General features: G+C 63.2%; 16 protein-coding genes. 5 read left to right on the plus strand and 11 right to left on the minus strand.

The features are described 5' to 3' along the window. Positions 1 to 142: 142 nt before the first annotated feature. The 4 genes from ACAX43_RS06690 to ACAX43_RS06705 form a co-directional block, all read right to left on the minus strand. Positions 143 to 580 (minus strand): ExbD/TolR family protein, encoded by a 438-nt coding sequence (locus ACAX43_RS06690; RefSeq protein WP_370707614.1) that lies wholly within the window; start codon positions 578 to 580, stop codon positions 143 to 145. A gap of 24 nt (positions 581 to 604) precedes the next feature. Continuing rightward, a complete protein-coding gene (locus ACAX43_RS06695; RefSeq protein WP_370707615.1) occupies positions 605 to 1,327 on the minus strand; it encodes a MotA/TolQ/ExbB proton channel family protein in 723 nt (240 codons plus the stop codon). A gap of 64 nt (positions 1,328 to 1,391) precedes the next feature. Then, on the minus strand, positions 1,392 to 2,189 hold the full coding sequence (gene dapB, locus ACAX43_RS06700) for a 4-hydroxy-tetrahydrodipicolinate reductase (protein WP_370707616.1): 798 nt from the start codon (positions 2,187 to 2,189) through the stop codon (positions 1,392 to 1,394). Positions 2,190 to 2,352: 163 nt separating this feature from the next. Continuing rightward, positions 2,353 to 3,186 carry an outer membrane protein assembly factor BamE gene (locus ACAX43_RS06705; RefSeq protein WP_370707741.1) on the minus strand — a complete coding sequence of 278 codons (834 nt, stop codon included), beginning with the start codon at positions 3,184 to 3,186 and terminating at the stop codon, positions 2,353 to 2,355. A 158-nt stretch (positions 3,187 to 3,344) separates the two neighbouring features. Between ACAX43_RS06705 and fur the strand changes: the two genes are divergently transcribed. Next, positions 3,345 to 3,773: a ferric iron uptake transcriptional regulator gene (fur, locus tag ACAX43_RS06710; protein WP_012434340.1), complete on the plus strand. Its 429-nt coding sequence runs from the start codon at positions 3,345 to 3,347 to the stop codon at positions 3,771 to 3,773. A gap of 148 nt (positions 3,774 to 3,921) precedes the next feature. Here the strand turns inward: fur and ACAX43_RS06715 are convergent, their stop codons facing one another. From ACAX43_RS06715 to ACAX43_RS06725, 3 genes are all read right to left on the minus strand, one after another. Further along, positions 3,922 to 4,434, minus strand: a complete 513-nt coding sequence (locus ACAX43_RS06715; protein ID WP_370707617.1) for an ureidoglycolate lyase — start codon at positions 4,432 to 4,434, stop codon at positions 3,922 to 3,924. A gap of 13 nt (positions 4,435 to 4,447) precedes the next feature. Next, positions 4,448 to 5,458, minus strand: coding sequence for an allantoicase (gene alc, locus ACAX43_RS06720; RefSeq protein ID WP_370707618.1), 1,011 nt, complete (start codon positions 5,456 to 5,458; stop codon positions 4,448 to 4,450). 132 nt (positions 5,459 to 5,590) lie between these two features. Further along, on the minus strand, positions 5,591 to 6,919 hold the full coding sequence (locus tag ACAX43_RS06725) for a C4-dicarboxylate transporter DctA (protein ID WP_370707619.1): 1,329 nt from the start codon (positions 6,917 to 6,919) through the stop codon (positions 5,591 to 5,593). A 228-nt stretch (positions 6,920 to 7,147) separates the two neighbouring features. Here ACAX43_RS06725 and ACAX43_RS06730 point away from each other — a divergent pair, with 228 nt between their 5' ends. Next, positions 7,148 to 7,840 carry a FadR/GntR family transcriptional regulator gene (locus tag ACAX43_RS06730; RefSeq protein WP_370707620.1) on the plus strand — a complete coding sequence of 231 codons (693 nt, stop codon included), beginning with the start codon at positions 7,148 to 7,150 and terminating at the stop codon, positions 7,838 to 7,840. An 89-nt stretch (positions 7,841 to 7,929) separates the two neighbouring features. On the opposite strand, the gene gap is transcribed toward ACAX43_RS06730, so the two are convergent. Next, a complete protein-coding gene (gap, locus tag ACAX43_RS06735; RefSeq protein WP_370707621.1) occupies positions 7,930 to 8,940 on the minus strand; it encodes a type I glyceraldehyde-3-phosphate dehydrogenase in 1,011 nt (336 codons plus the stop codon). Between the two features lie 96 nt (positions 8,941 to 9,036). After that, the gene (tkt, locus tag ACAX43_RS06740) at positions 9,037 to 11,058 is read right to left on the minus strand and encodes a transketolase (protein WP_370707622.1); all 2,022 of its coding nucleotides are present in this window, start codon (positions 11,056 to 11,058) and stop codon (positions 9,037 to 9,039) included. A 282-nt stretch (positions 11,059 to 11,340) separates the two neighbouring features. On the opposite strand from tkt, the gene speE reads away from it, so the two are divergent. The 3 genes from speE to ACAX43_RS06755 all read left to right on the plus strand — a co-directional run bounded on the left by speE (position 11,341) and on the right by ACAX43_RS06755 (position 13,555). Beyond that, positions 11,341 to 12,270, plus strand: coding sequence for a polyamine aminopropyltransferase (gene speE / locus ACAX43_RS06745; RefSeq protein ID WP_370707623.1), 930 nt, complete (start codon positions 11,341 to 11,343; stop codon positions 12,268 to 12,270). A gap of 111 nt (positions 12,271 to 12,381) precedes the next feature. Further along, on the plus strand, positions 12,382 to 12,795 hold the full coding sequence (locus ACAX43_RS06750; protein WP_370707624.1) for a VOC family protein: 414 nt from the start codon (positions 12,382 to 12,384) through the stop codon (positions 12,793 to 12,795). 19 nt (positions 12,796 to 12,814) lie between these two features. Continuing rightward, a complete protein-coding gene (locus ACAX43_RS06755; protein WP_370707625.1) occupies positions 12,815 to 13,555 on the plus strand; it encodes a 16S rRNA (uracil(1498)-N(3))-methyltransferase in 741 nt (246 codons plus the stop codon). Between the two features lie 155 nt (positions 13,556 to 13,710). Here ACAX43_RS06755 and ACAX43_RS06760 read toward each other — a convergent pair whose 3' ends face one another. Both ACAX43_RS06760 and ACAX43_RS06765 read right to left on the minus strand, forming a co-directional pair. Next, complete coding sequence (locus ACAX43_RS06760) at positions 13,711 to 14,271, minus strand: barstar family protein (RefSeq protein ID WP_370707626.1); 561 nt, start codon at positions 14,269 to 14,271, stop codon at positions 13,711 to 13,713. 16 nt (positions 14,272 to 14,287) lie between these two features. After that, positions 14,288 to 14,704, minus strand: a complete 417-nt coding sequence (locus ACAX43_RS06765) for a ribonuclease (RefSeq protein ID WP_370707627.1) — start codon at positions 14,702 to 14,704, stop codon at positions 14,288 to 14,290. Positions 14,705 to 14,797: the final 93 nt, after the last annotated feature.

Below are 14,797 nucleotides of genomic sequence, written 5' to 3' on the forward strand. Positions count from 1 at the left end.
CTCTGTTGGATGAAATGGCGTCGTTTCCCCTTCTGCCGGGGAAAGGGCTGATTATACCGTCCGCGGACGGGTGCGCCGCGTGCCGTGGTGCGCGGGATGGGTGCTGCCGCCGGCTACGACCGGCGCACTCGCTCGACCGTCGCTAATGGCTTGCGCCCGGCGGTGGCGGCTCCGTCACGAAGCCAATCCGCTCGAGGCCGGCCTGCTGGGCCGCGCCCATCACCTGGGCGATCACCTCGTAGCGCGTGGAGCGTTCGGCGCTTAGCTGGATCTCCGGCTGGTCAGCCTGCGCCTGCTTGCCCGCTTGCGCGAACTGCGCACGCATCTGCTGCATCGTGATGACCTTGCCGTTCCAATACAGCTTGCCGGCGGCATCGATTGAAAGAGCAATGGTGTGCGGCGTTTGCCGCGCGGGGGCTGCCGCGACTTTCGGCAGATCGAGCCGGATGGCGTGCGTGAATAACGGCGCGGTAATGATGAAAATCACGAGCAACACAAGCATCACGTCGATCAACGGCGTCATGTTGATCTCGGCCATTGGCGCGGCCGTCTGCTTTTTCTCGAGTCCGCCGAATGCCATGTCGCCTCCTTCTGTCTTCCAGACTCAGCGGTGCGCCTGAGGGGTTCTGGCCTGGGCTTGCTGAGGCTGGGGCCGGGGCTGCTCCGCCGGCGCGCATACATAGGCGTGCAGATCGTGCGCGAAACCGTCGAGTTCCTCCGACAACTGCCGCACCAGCCGCCCGAGCACGTTATAGGCGAGCACCGCCGGAATTGCGACCACGAGGCCGAAGGCCGTCATGATGAGCGCCTCGCCGACCGGACCCGCGACGTTTTCGATCTGCGCCTGACCGCTCGCCGCGATGCTGCCGAGCGCGTGATAGATGCCCCAAACTGTGCCGAGCAAGCCGACGAACGGCGCCGTGCTGCCCACCGAAGCGAGCAGCACCTGGCCGAATTCGAGCCGCCGCTGCGACGCGTTGAGCGCTTGGCGCAGCGCCCGCAACACCCGCTCGCCGCGCTCGACGCGGGCGAGCAGCGCGCCCGGAATGTCCACTTCGGCGGCATGCAGCGCAGCTTCGGCGAGCGGCGTGAAGATGCGCTCGCGGTCCACGCGCTTCAATGCCGCGACGCCCTCAGACAGCGTGGGCGCTTGCCAGAACTGCGCGATCGCCGGCGTGGCCTGCCGTTTGGCGCGCGTGAGAATCCAGCTTTTGACGATCAGAAAGCACCAGCTCGCAATCGACATAGCCAGCAGCACATACGCGACGCCATGCGTGATCGCGTCGCTGGTTTGCAGGTAATGGAGGATGCCGCTGCTGCCTGCCATCTGACCTCGCCGTGGGAAAGTGATTACAAGGGCGCGCCGGGTCCGCAACGGACCCGGGAGGCGCTCACCGCAGGCCGAGCACGTCCTGCATGTCGAAGAAGCCGTTCTTGTGGCCTTCGAGGAAACGCACGGCGCGCAGCGCACCTTGAGCGTATGACAGACGGCTCGCCGATTTGTGCGTGATTTCGATGCGCTCGCCGATGCCGGCAAACAACACCGTATGGTCGCCGACGATGTCGCCGCCGCGAATCGCCGAAAAGCCGATCGTGGACGGATCGCGTTCGCCGGTCACGCCTTCGCGGCTGTAGACCGCACAGTCGTCGAGATTGCGGCCGAGCGCATGGGCGATCACTTCGCCCATGGTCAGCGCGGTGCCGGACGGCGCGTCGACCTTGTGACGGTGATGTGCCTCGATGATTTCGATGTCGTAGCCGGTGGCGAAATGCTTCGCGGCGTATTCGAGCAGCTTCAGCGTCACATTGACGCCGACGCTCATGTTCGACGAAAACATGACGGCGATCTTGTCCGCCGCGGCGCGCAGTTGCGCTTTCTGCTCGTTGTCGAAACCGGTCGTGCCGATCACCATTTTGACGTCGTGGCGCTGCGCGGCTTCCAGATGCATCAGCGTGCCTTCGGGACGCGTGAAGTCGATCAGGTAGTCGGATTCGGCGAACACGCGTTCGATGTCGTCGGTGAGCATCACGCCCGTCTGTTTGCCGAGAAACGCGCCGGCGTCCTGGCCGAGCTGCGGGGAGTCCGCGCGGTCGAGCGCACCGGACAGTGTGGCGCCTGAATCGTTGAGGACGGTTTCGATGAGCATCCGGCCCATACGGCCCGATGCGCCAGCAATGGCAATTTTCATGGCTACGAGGGTTCGAAAGGCAAAACCCGGCAAATGCGGGCAAAAGCGGCGGCGGACAGCACGCCCGGGCGTCGCACCACAATGGGAAAACAGAGACCTGACGGGCACCGCGCGCAACGCGTTGCTCGCGCGCCGTGCCCGTCTTAAGACACGGACAGCTCGATTAGCCGCCCGTTCCCGAAGCTGCAGAAGAAGAGGTCAGCGGCGCATTATGCATCGAGCTGCCGTTACTGCTTTGCGGCCCCGTGGGTCCTACCGGATTGTCCTGCGTGCCCGGAGTTTGCGGCGGCGGCGGACGGTGGAACTGGAACTGCGGCTGGCCTGCGGAGGTTGGCCCTTGCGTCGGAATACCGCCACCGTTGGCGGTCGGCGCGGTGGAGCGCACCGACGACGGCGCCTTACCCGACGGCGATTGCACCGCATTGGTCACACGATTGGCGGCTTGCGCGGCTGCGGCGTTGGCATCCGTGGACGGCACGGCCGCCGCGGTGGCACCCTCGACGGACGGCGAGCGCGTGGTGTCCACGGCGACCGGCGCCGCGGCCGCCGGCGCGCTGGCGCCACTCGAGGCGCTAGCCACGTTCGGCACGGCGGCCTTCTTGCCGCGCTTGTCGCCGTCGATTTCCGCCAGCAACTCGAGGTTGGACGGCAAATCTTCGCCGCCCGACCAGCTGGCTAGGCGATCGCCCGCGAACATGACCACGAAGTCGCGCTGCTGCACGACGTTGGTCGAGCCGCGCTTGAAATAGAACACGTAGTCCCAACGGTCCGCGTGGAACATGTCGGTCAGCAACGGCGTGCCGAGCAGCTGGCGCACTTGAGCGCGCGACATGCCGACTTGCATCTGCGCAGCGGCCTCTTTCGAGACGAAATTGCCTTGCACCACCGTAATACGGTACGGCGTAATGCTCTGGGCAATGCGCTGCGTCAGGCTGTCGTAGGTGGAACATCCGGCAAGAACCGCGACAGTCGCAACAGCGATCAAGGTACCCCGCATGCGGCTCCCCCGGTAGATCAATTGAGATTTTGAAATCATTTCACTCACCGTGCGGGCCCGCTGACGAGCCGCGCGAGTTTCATTCCATCGAAGATGACCAGAACGGCAAAAACACATTACTATGAGAGCCCAGCATTGTACTCTAGGGATCCCTTGTCATGACCAATCCAACCGATCTCAAGAATATCGGGCTCAAGGCGACCCTTCCGCGCCTCAAAATCCTTGAGATTTTCCAGCATAGCCCCGTGCGCCACCTGACCGCAGAAGACGTCTACCGCAACCTGTTGCACGAAGAACTCGATATCGGCCTCGCAACCGTGTATCGCGTGCTGACGCAGTTCGAGCAGGCCGGCCTGCTCTCGCGCAGCAACTTCGAATCGGGCAAGGCGGTGTTCGAACTGAACGAGGGCTCGCACCACGACCATCTCGTGTGCCTCGATTGCGGGCTCGTCGAAGAATTTTTCGACTCCGAAATCGAGAGCCGTCAGCAATCCATCGCGAAGGAACGCGGCTTCAAGCTGCAGGAACATGCGTTGGCGCTGTATGGCGCGTGTACCAAGGAAAATTGCCCGCATCGCAAGCACTAGTGTGGAACTAGCGCGATGCCGGCCGCGTCGGGGTGCGCGGTCCAGCAGAAGCCAATGAAAAGACCCGGCCGATGAAAATCGCGCCGGGTCTTTTTTGCCTGCCGGTTTTTTACACGCGGGCGCGGCTGCCCTTACCGTCAGTCTTGCCCTACGCCACCCGCTCCGCGCGAGCTTCGAACGCCAGCCGCCACGGCTCGGACAAAGACAATTCGTCGCAGTTGGGCTGCTCGCCGCCACGATCGACCACCAGGAAATCGCTCACCTGATCGAGCGCCAGCAGCGGATGGTGCCATACACCTTTCGCGTAGTTCACGCCCTGCCAGCCGTTGCTCCAGAAGGCCCGCATCTGCGCCGGATCGAACTCGCCCGCCGGCGCGACGACCACCAGATACCCGCGCGCAGTTAAAGGCACGAAAGCCTGACTGCCCAGCGGATGCCGCTCCATCATCGTGATTTCGATCGGCAACGTGCGCGGCTGCGCGCGAAACAGATTGATCAGCGGACGGCCGCCGTTTTCCGTGACGTCGACGTTGGCGAGGTCGTGATAACGCTCGGTCGTGCCGCCGTTGATCGGGAAATGGCGCGCGCCGCCCAGCTCAATGACGTCGCCGAACGGCGCGAAGGCCGCGCGCGTCAGACGCTCCATCTGCAATGTCTTCATCGACGCGCCTCCGTTATGCGATCTCGCCCCACAAACGCAGGCGCGACACGCCGCCGTCCGGGAAGATATTGAAACGCACGTGCGTCACCGGTCCGAGCGACGCAATGTCGTCTGCGAACGTGTGCACGTGATCCATCTGCAGCTTCTGTTCGCCGAGCAGCACGGGCCAGAACATCGCCTGCGTGACGAGCGAATCGTCCGTGCCGCCCGTCACCGAGGCCGCCTGCAGTGAACAGCGATCGGGGAAATTGCCCTTGAAGTGCGCGGTGTCGACTTCGATCTTGCGAATCACGCCCGGCCGCGCAAGCGCGACGATCGCCCAATCATTGCCAGGCTCACGACGGCGTCGCGTTTCCCAGCCGTCGCCCATGTTGACGCCGCGCCCTGGCATCAGCATCTGCGAGGCCGGCCCGAAATGCTGGTTGTTCGCGGCGACGAGATAGGCGCCGTTTTCGATCGCGGCGAGGTCCAGCAGCGTGCCGCGCTCGACGCGCTCCCAGTCGCGCTTCGGTTGGCCGTACACGCGCAGACGCGCGAGACCGCCGTCGGGATACAGATTCACGCGCAGATGGGTAAAGGCACGCGTGTCGTTCACTTCAACGTAATGGTGCTGGTTGCCCTGCAGCGTGGTGGCCGGCACGAGCGGTTGCCAATCCGCGCTGTCGGGCGGAACGTCGCCGTCCACGTGACACGCGTCGATCGACGCAGCGGGCGGAAAGTTGCCGGTGAAGTGGCTGGTGTCCAGATCGACGCCGTGCACGACGCCCGGCCGCGCGAGCCGCACTATGCAATAGTCGTGGCCGGTGGTGCGCTTGCGGCGCGTTTCCCAGCCGTCCATCCACTTGCCGTGGTCGTCGTACTTGCCGGGGATGAACACCGCCGGTTGCGGCTCGAGCATGCGTTCTTTCGGCGCGAAGAATTCGTCGCTCGCGTGAAGCGCCTGCGCACCCAGACGCGGGTCGGCGAGGTTCATATAGCGACGGGTGAAAGCGGGAGCGTTGGGGTCAAGGATCGGATTAGCCATAATCTCAGTCAGTCGACGAAAAGTGAAGGAGAGCCGCGGCGGGTTCACTGCATCCGCCGGGGCAGAAAGCGCGCTGCATGAGCGCGCTGGATAGCGATGGATCAGGCGACAGTGCGACGTGATCGTGCGCTGTCAGACGGCCGGGGCATGCTCCACGACAGCGGACCCGGCAACGGTTTCTTCGCCGGCAGGAACGTAGCGCAGCGCTTCGTCACGGTTCAGCACGCGATGGGCGCGCGCCCGGTCGATATCGTTTTCCCACACGGCGACCACCACCGTGGCGACGCAGTTGCCGATCAGGTTGGTCAGCGCGCGGGCAATGCCAACGAACCAGTCGACCGGCAGGATCAGCACGAGGCCAAGCACGGGAATCGCCGGAATCGCGGACAGCGTGGCGGCCAGAATCACGATGGCCGAGCCGGGAATGCCGTGCGCGCCCTTCGACGTCACCAGCGACACCAGCACCACCACAATCAGATCGTGGGTCGACAGCGGCGTGTTGGTGGCCTGCGCGATGAAAATCACCGCGAGGGTCAGATAGATGGAGAAGCCGTCGAGATTGAAGGAGTAGCCCGTTGGAATCACCAGCCCGACAGTCGAATCCTTGACGCCCATCCATTCGAGCTTGCGCATGATCTGCGGCAGCACGGCATCGGACGAAGCCGTACCCAGCACGATCGACAGCTCTTCGCGCAGATAGCGGATCAGCTTGAAGATGCTGAAGCCGGCCAGCCGCATCACCACGCCCAGCACGACCGCCACGAACACCAAGCAGCTCGCGTAGAACACCAGCACCAGCATGCCGAGTTGCTTGAGCGACTCGACGCCATAGGTGCCGGTCGTGAACGCGATCGCGCCAAGCACGCCGAGCGGCGCGAGCTTGATGATGAAACCCATCACGCGGAAGAACACCTGCGAAAGCTCGTCGATCAAGCCGCTGACGCGCTGCGCCTTTTTGCCGAGCAGCGAGAGGGCCGAGCCGAACAGCACCGAAAACACGAGGATTTGCAGGATGTCGCCGGTCGCGAATGCGTTGATCGCCGTGTCGGGAATGATCTTCAGCAGAAAGCCGGCCGTGTCCTTGAGGCTCTTTGCGTGTTCGGTGTAGGTCGACAGCGAAGCGGGGTCGAGCGATTGCAGGTTGATGTTCATGCCGACACCGGGCCGCGTTGCATAAGCCAGCACCGCGCCGATCACCAGCGCAATCGTCGTCATGACCTCGAAGTAGACCACCGCCTTCAGGCCGACACGCCCCACTTTGCGCAGATCGCCGGCGTTCGCCATGCCGCTCACCACCACGCAAAAGACGATCGGGCCGATCACCATCTTGATCAGCTTGAGAAAGCCGTCCCCGAGCGGGCGCAGCGATTGGGCGAAATGCGGGAACACGGCGCCGATCACGATGCCCGCCACCAACGCGATGACGACCCGGCCAAACAGTGAATTGAAAAATTTCAACACGGCTTCCTCCTGGTAAAAATTCTCATCTGTTCAGACTGGTCCGACCAGTACTGTTATGGCAAATAGTAGGAAACCGATATACTGGCGTCAAGGGTTCGTTAAACGGTGTTTACCCGCTCTTTTTTCAGCGTTTCGGGGCCGGATTGCATGCTTTTGGCGGACTCGCCGTACGAGCACAGTGAACGCGTATTACAATGCTGGTCAGACCGCGCACCCAAGTGAGCCACGATGAAAAACGTTCCGCATACCGTTACCGATGCCGCCATCGCGACCATCCGCGAACGGATTGAAGCGGGCGTCTATCCCGTGAGCAGTTTGTTGCCCGCGCAGCGTCAGCTCTCCGAAGAGCTGGCGATCAGCCGCGCCTCGCTGCGAGAGGCGCTCTCGACACTCGAAGCGCTCGGTTTGCTGGTAATACGACCTGGTAAGGGCGTGTACGTGGAAAGTGCGCAAGCCACGGCCGCGCAATCGTGGCGCTTCGCGGCGCAGTCGTCACTGCCTGATACGTACCAGATGCGTTTCGCGCTCGAAGGCTTTATCGCGCGCATGGCTGCGCGGGCTGTCAGCGATTCCGACCTTGCCTGGTTCGAAGACAACATCGCCGCCATGCAGACGGCGCTCGCCTGCGACGAACTCGATGAAGCCGCCCGCCTCGACTACGACTTCCACATGCGCATCGTGAGCATTGCCGGCAACGCGGCGATCGAGTCGATCCTGAGCAGCGCTGCGGAAATAATGAAGGAGAGCCAGCGGATGCCGTTCTATCGGCGCGAGTTGGTGCTGTCCACGTACACCGAACATCGGGCGATTCTCGACGCGCTCACGGCGCGTGATTCCGCGGCGGCAGGCAAAGCAATCGAAACCCATATCTCGAACGCCGCCCAGCGCGCCGGCGTCTATTTCCCCACGCCGCAGGCGTAAAAAAGCCGCTCCGAAGAGCGGCGGTTTTTCTCTGCCCTACTATGCGGCGAGCTTAAAGCCAGCCGCGAGGGCAAACGAAGCAAACCAGCTTACTTCGCGTTGGCCAGCGCCACAGCCGTGTCCAGCATGCGGTTCGAGAAGCCCCACTCGTTGTCGTACCAGCTCGACACCTTCACCAGACGACCCGACACCTTGGTCAGCGTTGCGTCGAATGTCGACGAAGCCGGGTTGTGGTTGAAGTCGATCGAGACCAGCGGCGCCTCGTTGTAGCCGAGGATGCCCTTCAGCGCGCCTTCCGAGGCTTCCTTCATGATCGCGTTGACTTCTTCGACCGTCGTGTCGCGTGCGGCGATGAACGACAGGTCGACGACCGACACGTTGATCGTCGGGACGCGAATTGCGTAGCCGTCCAGCTTGCCGTTCAATTCCGGCAGCACCAGGCCGACTGCCGATGCAGCGCCCGTCTTGGTCGGGATCTGGCTGTGCGTGGCCGAGCGCGCGCGGCGCAGGTCTTCGTGGTACACGTCCGTCAGAACCTGGTCGTTCGTGTACGCGTGGATCGTGGTCATCAGACCGTTCACGAGGCCGATTTTGTCGTTCAGCGGCTTGACGAGCGGTGCCAGGCAGTTGGTCGTGCAGGATGCGTTCGAGATCACCGTGTCCGATGCCTTCAGCACATGGTGGTTCACGCCGTAGACGATCGTTGCGTCGACATCCTTACCGCCCGGCGCCGAGATGATGACCTTCTTTGCGCCACCCTTGATGTGCGCGCTCGCCTTTTCCTTGGTCGTGAAAAAGCCCGTGCATTCCATCACGACGTCGACATTCAGTTCGCCCCACGGCAGTTCTGCCGGGTTGCGGTTGGCCAGCACGCGGATCTTGTCGCCGTTGACGACCAGGTAGTCGCCGTCCACCGACACTTCGCCCGGGAACTTGCCGTGCGCGGTGTCGTATTGCGTCAGGTGAGCATTGGTCTTGGCATCGCCAAGATCGTTGATGGCGACGATTTCAATATCGTGCTTCTTGCCGTTTTCATAGAAGGCGCGCAGCGTGTTGCGGCCGATCCGGCCGTAGCCGTTGATTGCGACGCGAATCGTCATGGTCTATCTCCTGATGGCTGAAAAAATACGTCCATGTTCGTCTGTCCTTCCGGCTCTGCCGCACGTGGGGTGCGCGCAGCAGAGCTTTGCCGAAGATCAGCCGAGTGCGGCCTTAGCCGTCTCCACCACGTGCTCGACGGTGAAGCCGAAATGCTTGAACAGCACGCCAGCCGGGGCCGATTCGCCGAACGTGTCGATGCCGACCACGCCGCCTTCCAGACCCACGTACTTGCGCCAGAAATCCGTCACGCCGGCTTCGATCGCGACGCGGCGCACGCCTTGCGGCAAGACGCGTTCGCGGTACTCGGCGTCCTGCTTGTCGAACACCGTGGTCGACGGCATCGACACGACACGGGCCGCGATGCCTTCGCGAGCCAGCGGCTCAACCGCGTTCAACGCCAGTTCGATTTCCGAACCGGTGGCGATCAGGATGATCTTGCGCGCGACGATCTCGTCGTTCCAGTCGCGCAGCACGTAACCGCCCTTCTCGATGTTGGCGATCTGCGCATCCGTACGCTCCGAAAACGGCAGGTTCTGACGGCTGAAGATCAGGCACGACGGGCCGTGATGCTCGACCGCGTGGGTCCAGGCCACCGCCGTTTCGACCGTATCGGCCGGGCGCCACACTTGCAGATTCGGGATCAGACGCAGGCTCGCGACGTGTTCGATCGACTGGTGGGTCGGGCCGTCTTCGCCCAGACCGATCGAGTCGTGCGTGAACACGAAGATCGACGGCGCTTTCATCAGTGCTGCCACGCGCAGCGCGTTGCGGCTGTAGTCCGAGAACGTCAGGAACGTGCCGCCGAAAGCCTTGAAGCCGCCGTGCAGCGCGATGCCGTTGATCGCGGCGCTCATGCCGAATTCGCGCACGCCGTAATTCACGTAGTTGCCGGCAGCCTTGCCTTCAGCGTTCACACGCACGGGCTTGGCGGCCTTCCAGTTGGTCAGGTTCGAACCGGTCAGATCGGCGGAGCCGCCGAGCAGTTCCGGCAGCACGGCCGACAAACCTTCGATAGCCTGTTGCGACGCCTTACGCGTCGCGACCGTTTCCGCGCGTTCGTTCGCGCCGGCGATGATGGCCTTGGCCTTTTCCTTCCAGTCGGCGGGCAGTTGCTTCGCGTCGCGGCGCTTGAATTCAGCGGCTTCCTGCGGGTATTTGGCCGCGTACGCTGCAAACGCCTTATCCCAGTCGGATTCGATGCGCGCGCCGGCTTCCTTCGCGTCCCACGCCGCGTAGACCTCCTGCGGAATCACGAACGGCTCCCATTTCCAGCCGATCGCTTCACGCGTTGCAGCGATTTCCTTGTCGCCGAGCGGCGCGCCGTGCGAGTCGTGGCTGCCGGCCTTGGTCGGCGCGCCTTCGCCGATCACGGTCTTGCAGCAGATCAGTGTCGGCTTGTCGGATTGCCTGGCTTGCTTGATCGCGGCGTCCACCGCGTCGACGTCATGGCCGACCACGTTCGGGATCACGTTCCAGCCGTACGCTTCGAAGCGCTTGGGGGTGTCGTCGTGGAACCAGTGAACCACTTCGCCGTCGATCGAGATGCCGTTGTCGTCGTAGAACGCGATCAGCTTGTTCAGCTTCAGCACACCGGCGAGCGAACAGGCTTCGTGCGAAATACCTTCCATCAGGCAGCCGTCGCCGACGAACACGTATGTGTGGTGGTCGACGATCTTCGCGTCGGGCTTGTTGAATTCGGTCGCGAGCAGCGACTCGGCGAGCGCCATGCCGACTGCGTTCGCCAGCCCCTGGCCGAGCGGGCCAGTGGTCGTTTCGACGCCCGGCGTGATGCCGTATTCCGGGTGGCCCGGCGTCCTGGAATGCATCTGGCGGAAATTCTTCAGCTCTTCGATCGGCAGGTCGTAGCCGGTCAGATGCAGCAGCGAGTACAGCAGCATCGAGCCGTGACCGTTCGAGAGAATGAAACGGTCGCGATCGGCCCACTGCGGGTTCTTCGGGTTGTGGCGCAGATGGCGCGACCACAAAGCCACGCCGATTTCGGCCATGCCCATTGGCATGCCGGGGTGGCCGGAATTCGCTTTTTGAACGGCGTCCATGGACAACGCACGGATTGCGTTGGCCATCAGGGAGGTGGGTGCAGAAGACGGGGTCGGCATGTCGAGTCCGGAGACAGAGTCAGAAAGCGGTGCGCGCTTGAGGCCCGGGAGCTCGGCGGCCAGTTCGCTTCGGCGCACGGTGCGGCGCCGGGAGACGCGAAACGGGCAGAGCAAACGGACAAGGCTGAAAGCGTGACATTCTAACAGAACGTTAACCCGCGCCCCGTGCGGGAAGCCGCCCGGATGTGCGGTCGCACGCGCTCGGCAGGGCCACGCCGCACTTGCGCCCATTACAATTGGGCAACCTCAACCCACCGCGCTCCGGATGGAGCCTGCCCGTTCGTGAGCGCTCCCCTGCTGTTCCAACCGAGTCCTGATGCCATCTACGGATTTCCGAATGCGCGGCGGCTGGCGAGCGTCGATTCGCCCTACCAGCGTATCGAGGTTTGGCACACGCCGCAGCTCGGCCGGCTTTTCACGCTCGACGGCCGCCCGATGACCTCCGCCGGCGACGAATTCATCTATCACGAGTGTATGGTGCATCCGGCCGCGCTTGCACACGCGTCGCCGCGAGCGGCGCTGGTGCTGGGCGGCGGCGATGGCGGCGCCGCGCGGCAACTGCTGAAGCACCCGGGTATCGAACGGATCGTGGTGGCGGAACTCGATGCCGAAGTCGTGCGCCTGACCCGCGCGTATCTGCCGGACGTGCATGGCGGCGCTTTCGACGATCCGCGCGTCGAGCTGGTGATCGGCGACGCCGCGCATTACGTGGCGGCGACGGCGCAGGCAGCGGCGGAATCGGCAGGCGTCCCGGGTCGGCCACCGGCACCGGCTTCGGCTTCGGCGCAGTTCGATCTGGTCGTCTTCGACCTGACGCCACCGGATTCACCTGCCGCCGGCCTTTACACGCCTGACTTCTACGCGCAGCTCAAACGCGTGATGAGCCCCACAGCCGCGCTCTCCGTGCATCTCGGCTCGCCCTACTTCCATGCTCAACGCATCGCCGGCCTGCTCGACGGTCTGCGCGACGCGTTCGCTGTCGTGCGCACGATGTGCACCTTCATCCCGCTCTACGGCTCACTCTGGATGATGGCGACCGCCAGCGACACGCTCGACCCGGCGGCGCTCACCGTCGAAGCACTCGCCGAACGCGTTGCCGCGCGTCGAATCGACTCGCTTGAGCATTACGACCCGGCCCTGCACGCAGGACTGTTCTCGGCATCCCGGTCAGTGCGAGATAAACTAAGTCAATTCTTAAAGCCATCAAGCTAACGCGTGGGCAAAATGCACGGTTGGGTCGGCGCGCGCTATCAGGGTATCGATACGCGACCGCCCGCCTGGCCTCGCCGCATACGTCACGCAACCCCTGATCCGGAGAACCCCATGACCGCCTCCCGCCCAGCCGGTGTGCCCTGGTTGACCCCCTATCTGACGGTGCGCGACGCACGTGTCGCGACCGCGTTCTTCGAAGCCGCATTCGGCTTCGAGGTACGTGACAGCGTCCAGGACGACGGTGTCGTCATGCATGTCGAGATGACCTATCAAGGTCAGTTGATCGTGATGTTCGCGCCGGAAGGCGCGTTCGGCTCGGCGGCAAAAACACCCAAAAGCGCGGGCGCAATTGCGCCGCAATCGTTCTATGTCTATGTCGACGATGTCGACGCGGTTTACACGCGGGCGCTAGCCGCCGGCGCAAAATCGCTGAGCGAGCCACAGGATCAGTTCTGGGGCGACCGGTTTGCCCAGGTCGAAGATCTGGACGGCTACCGTTGGGCGCTCGCTCGCCACCTTTCCTGAACCAATGAGTATTTTTCTGATGCCTCGCTTCTTCGTCGGTACGCCCCTCAAGCCCGACGACATCATGCCGCTCCCCGATGACGTCACGCGCCACATTCTGGTGCTGCGCTTGCAGCCCGGTGATTCGATCGTGCTTTTCAACGGCGAAGGCGGCGAATACAGCGCCGAACTCGTCGAAGTCGAACGCCGCTCGGCCAAGGTAAGAATTCACGAATTCCGCAATATCGAAGTCGAAGCGCCCTATCACCTCACCCTCGCCCAAGGCATAGCCGGTGGCGACAAGATGGACTGGCTGATCGAAAAGGCGGTCGAACTCGGCGCCTCGTGTTTCGTGCCGCTGACCACCACGCGTAGCGTCGTGCGGCTTTCCGGCGAACGCGCGCAGCGAAGGCACGTGCACTGGCAAGGCATCGTGCGCGCGTCGTGCGAACAGTGTGGGCGCAACCGCCTGCCGGAAGTCATGCCGGTGCGCGAGATCGCCACCTGGCTCGGCGCGCTGCCCCGTGCGCCTGAAGAGGGCGAACTGCGCATTTTGCTGTCGCCGCGCGCCAGCATCAGCTTTTCTGCACTGCCCGCCAATCCGCCGTATGGGCGTGTGACCGTGCTGGTCGGCCCGGAGGGCGGCTTTTCCGCCGCGGAAGAAGCCGCTGCGACCGATCACGGATTTACCGCCGTCGGTCTCGGTCCGCGCGTGTTGCGCACTGAAACCGCGGGTATTGCGGTTTTGTCGGCGCTGGCCGCTCGCTGGGGCGCCTGGTAAGCCAACCTGCGCCGTCGGCCGGGGGGCTCTGTCTTTGACAAGCTTTGACAAGCGAAGCGGCCCGGCGTCGGGCTAACGCTCTGATTTGAGCGCCAAAAAGCAAAGGCCCGCCGGATTGGCGGGCCTTTCTCTTTCTTTGTTACGGCAAGCGGTGCTCAGGCAAATGAGTAAAACACCCGGAACGCGACCTTGCGTTCGGCCCAGAACTCGGCCGCTTCGCGAAACACATCCAATAGCGTCTCCCGCCCTTCCTTGTCGAACTTTTGCGCGACCGGCAGTTGATCGAGCACGATCACGAAGCCAGGCTGTGCGCCAGCCTTATGAACCAGATCGGTCAACGAATCGTAGAGCGCGTCGTAATTCTTGCCGAAATGCTTCGGAAACAGGAACGACGTCGCGATGGTCTCGAGCACTTCCTGTTTGCTTTGCGCATTCGCCGTGTACGCATACAGAAAGTGCTGGCCCAGCTGGTTGGCCTCGTCAGCGAGATCCTGCACGCGAAACGCGCGGATCGACTGTACGATGTTCGGTCGTACGGTCTTGAAAAGACTCATGGGCTCCTCGTTCGATGAAAGCACAGTGCTGGCTTCGCTCTGGTTATCCCGGCCCTGGACGCCGGCACGCATCTTCATGACGCGCTGGAACAAATTGCCGTCGCCGGCCGCGAAAAGATCCGTCGCGACTCCGGAGTCGTGCGCGTAGACGTTGTCGCTCATGCCGTTCATCCCGATGTCATTCAACAATACGATTAAAACTGGTGTAGTGGTCGTCCGAGTAGTAACAGTTGTCGATCCGCTTTAGCGGACCTCCGCAGACGATGCGACGCGCCCCGCGGTTACGTGAGCGAGGCGTGGGAACGGTGTATTCGTGGTAGTAGCCGCGCCGGTGCGACGGCAGCAACCGTTCACGATTGCCGAATACGATGCCGTCCTTCTCATACGGGTAAGGCCCGCCTGCGGCAATCAAGTTCAATGTATTGACCGCTTCGCGTGGTAACTGCGCCGCCGCGATAGTGCCCTGCACCTGCGCTTGTGTATCGACGGGTGCCGTGTAGTCGCGCGCAAACGCGCCAGGCACGGAGCCGGACAAAGCGCAGAGCGTCAAGGCACCTATCAGCCCGCCTTTAATGCGCAGCCACTTGCGTGCCATGAATCAAGGTTCCCCGCTGTTAGATCACGAGTTTGACGACCATGAAAGTCGTAAGGGTATCGCTAAAGCCCCCCGGAATCAACGTTCGCCAGG

The sequence above is a fragment of the Paraburkholderia sp. IW21 genome (assembly GCF_041321145.1).
Classification (GTDB): Bacteria; Pseudomonadota; Gammaproteobacteria; order Burkholderiales; family Burkholderiaceae; genus Paraburkholderia.

Excerpts from the sequence above, each read along its gene's own strand:
- ACAX43_RS06690 (WP_370707614.1), bottom strand. The coding sequence starts at position 580 with ATGGCATTCGGCGGACTCGAGAAAAAGCAGACGGCCGCGCCAATGGCC.
- ACAX43_RS06695 (WP_370707615.1), bottom strand. The coding sequence starts at position 1,327 with ATGGCAGGCAGCAGCGGCATCCTCCATTACCTGCAAACCAGCGACGCG.
- dapB (WP_370707616.1), bottom strand. The coding sequence starts at position 2,189 with ATGAAAATTGCCATTGCTGGCGCATCGGGCCGTATGGGCCGGATGCTC.
- ACAX43_RS06705 (WP_370707741.1), bottom strand. The coding sequence starts at position 3,186 with ATGCGGGGTACCTTGATCGCTGTTGCGACTGTCGCGGTTCTTGCCGGA.
- fur (WP_012434340.1), top strand. The coding sequence starts at position 3,345 with ATGACCAATCCAACCGATCTCAAGAATATCGGGCTCAAGGCGACCCTT.
- ACAX43_RS06715 (WP_370707617.1), bottom strand. The coding sequence starts at position 4,434 with ATGAAGACATTGCAGATGGAGCGTCTGACGCGCGCGGCCTTCGCGCCG.
- alc (WP_370707618.1), bottom strand. The coding sequence starts at position 5,458 with ATGGCTAATCCGATCCTTGACCCCAACGCTCCCGCTTTCACCCGTCGC.
- ACAX43_RS06730 (WP_370707620.1), top strand. The coding sequence starts at position 7,148 with ATGAAAAACGTTCCGCATACCGTTACCGATGCCGCCATCGCGACCATC.
- gap (WP_370707621.1), bottom strand. The coding sequence starts at position 8,940 with ATGACGATTCGCGTCGCAATCAACGGCTACGGCCGGATCGGCCGCAAC.
- tkt (WP_370707622.1), bottom strand. The coding sequence starts at position 11,058 with ATGCCGACCCCGTCTTCTGCACCCACCTCCCTGATGGCCAACGCAATC.
- ACAX43_RS06750 (WP_370707624.1), top strand. The coding sequence starts at position 12,382 with ATGACCGCCTCCCGCCCAGCCGGTGTGCCCTGGTTGACCCCCTATCTG.
- ACAX43_RS06755 (WP_370707625.1), top strand. The coding sequence starts at position 12,815 with ATGCCTCGCTTCTTCGTCGGTACGCCCCTCAAGCCCGACGACATCATG.
- ACAX43_RS06760 (WP_370707626.1), bottom strand. The coding sequence starts at position 14,271 with ATGAGCGACAACGTCTACGCGCACGACTCCGGAGTCGCGACGGATCTT.
- ACAX43_RS06765 (WP_370707627.1), bottom strand. The coding sequence starts at position 14,704 with ATGGCACGCAAGTGGCTGCGCATTAAAGGCGGGCTGATAGGTGCCTTG.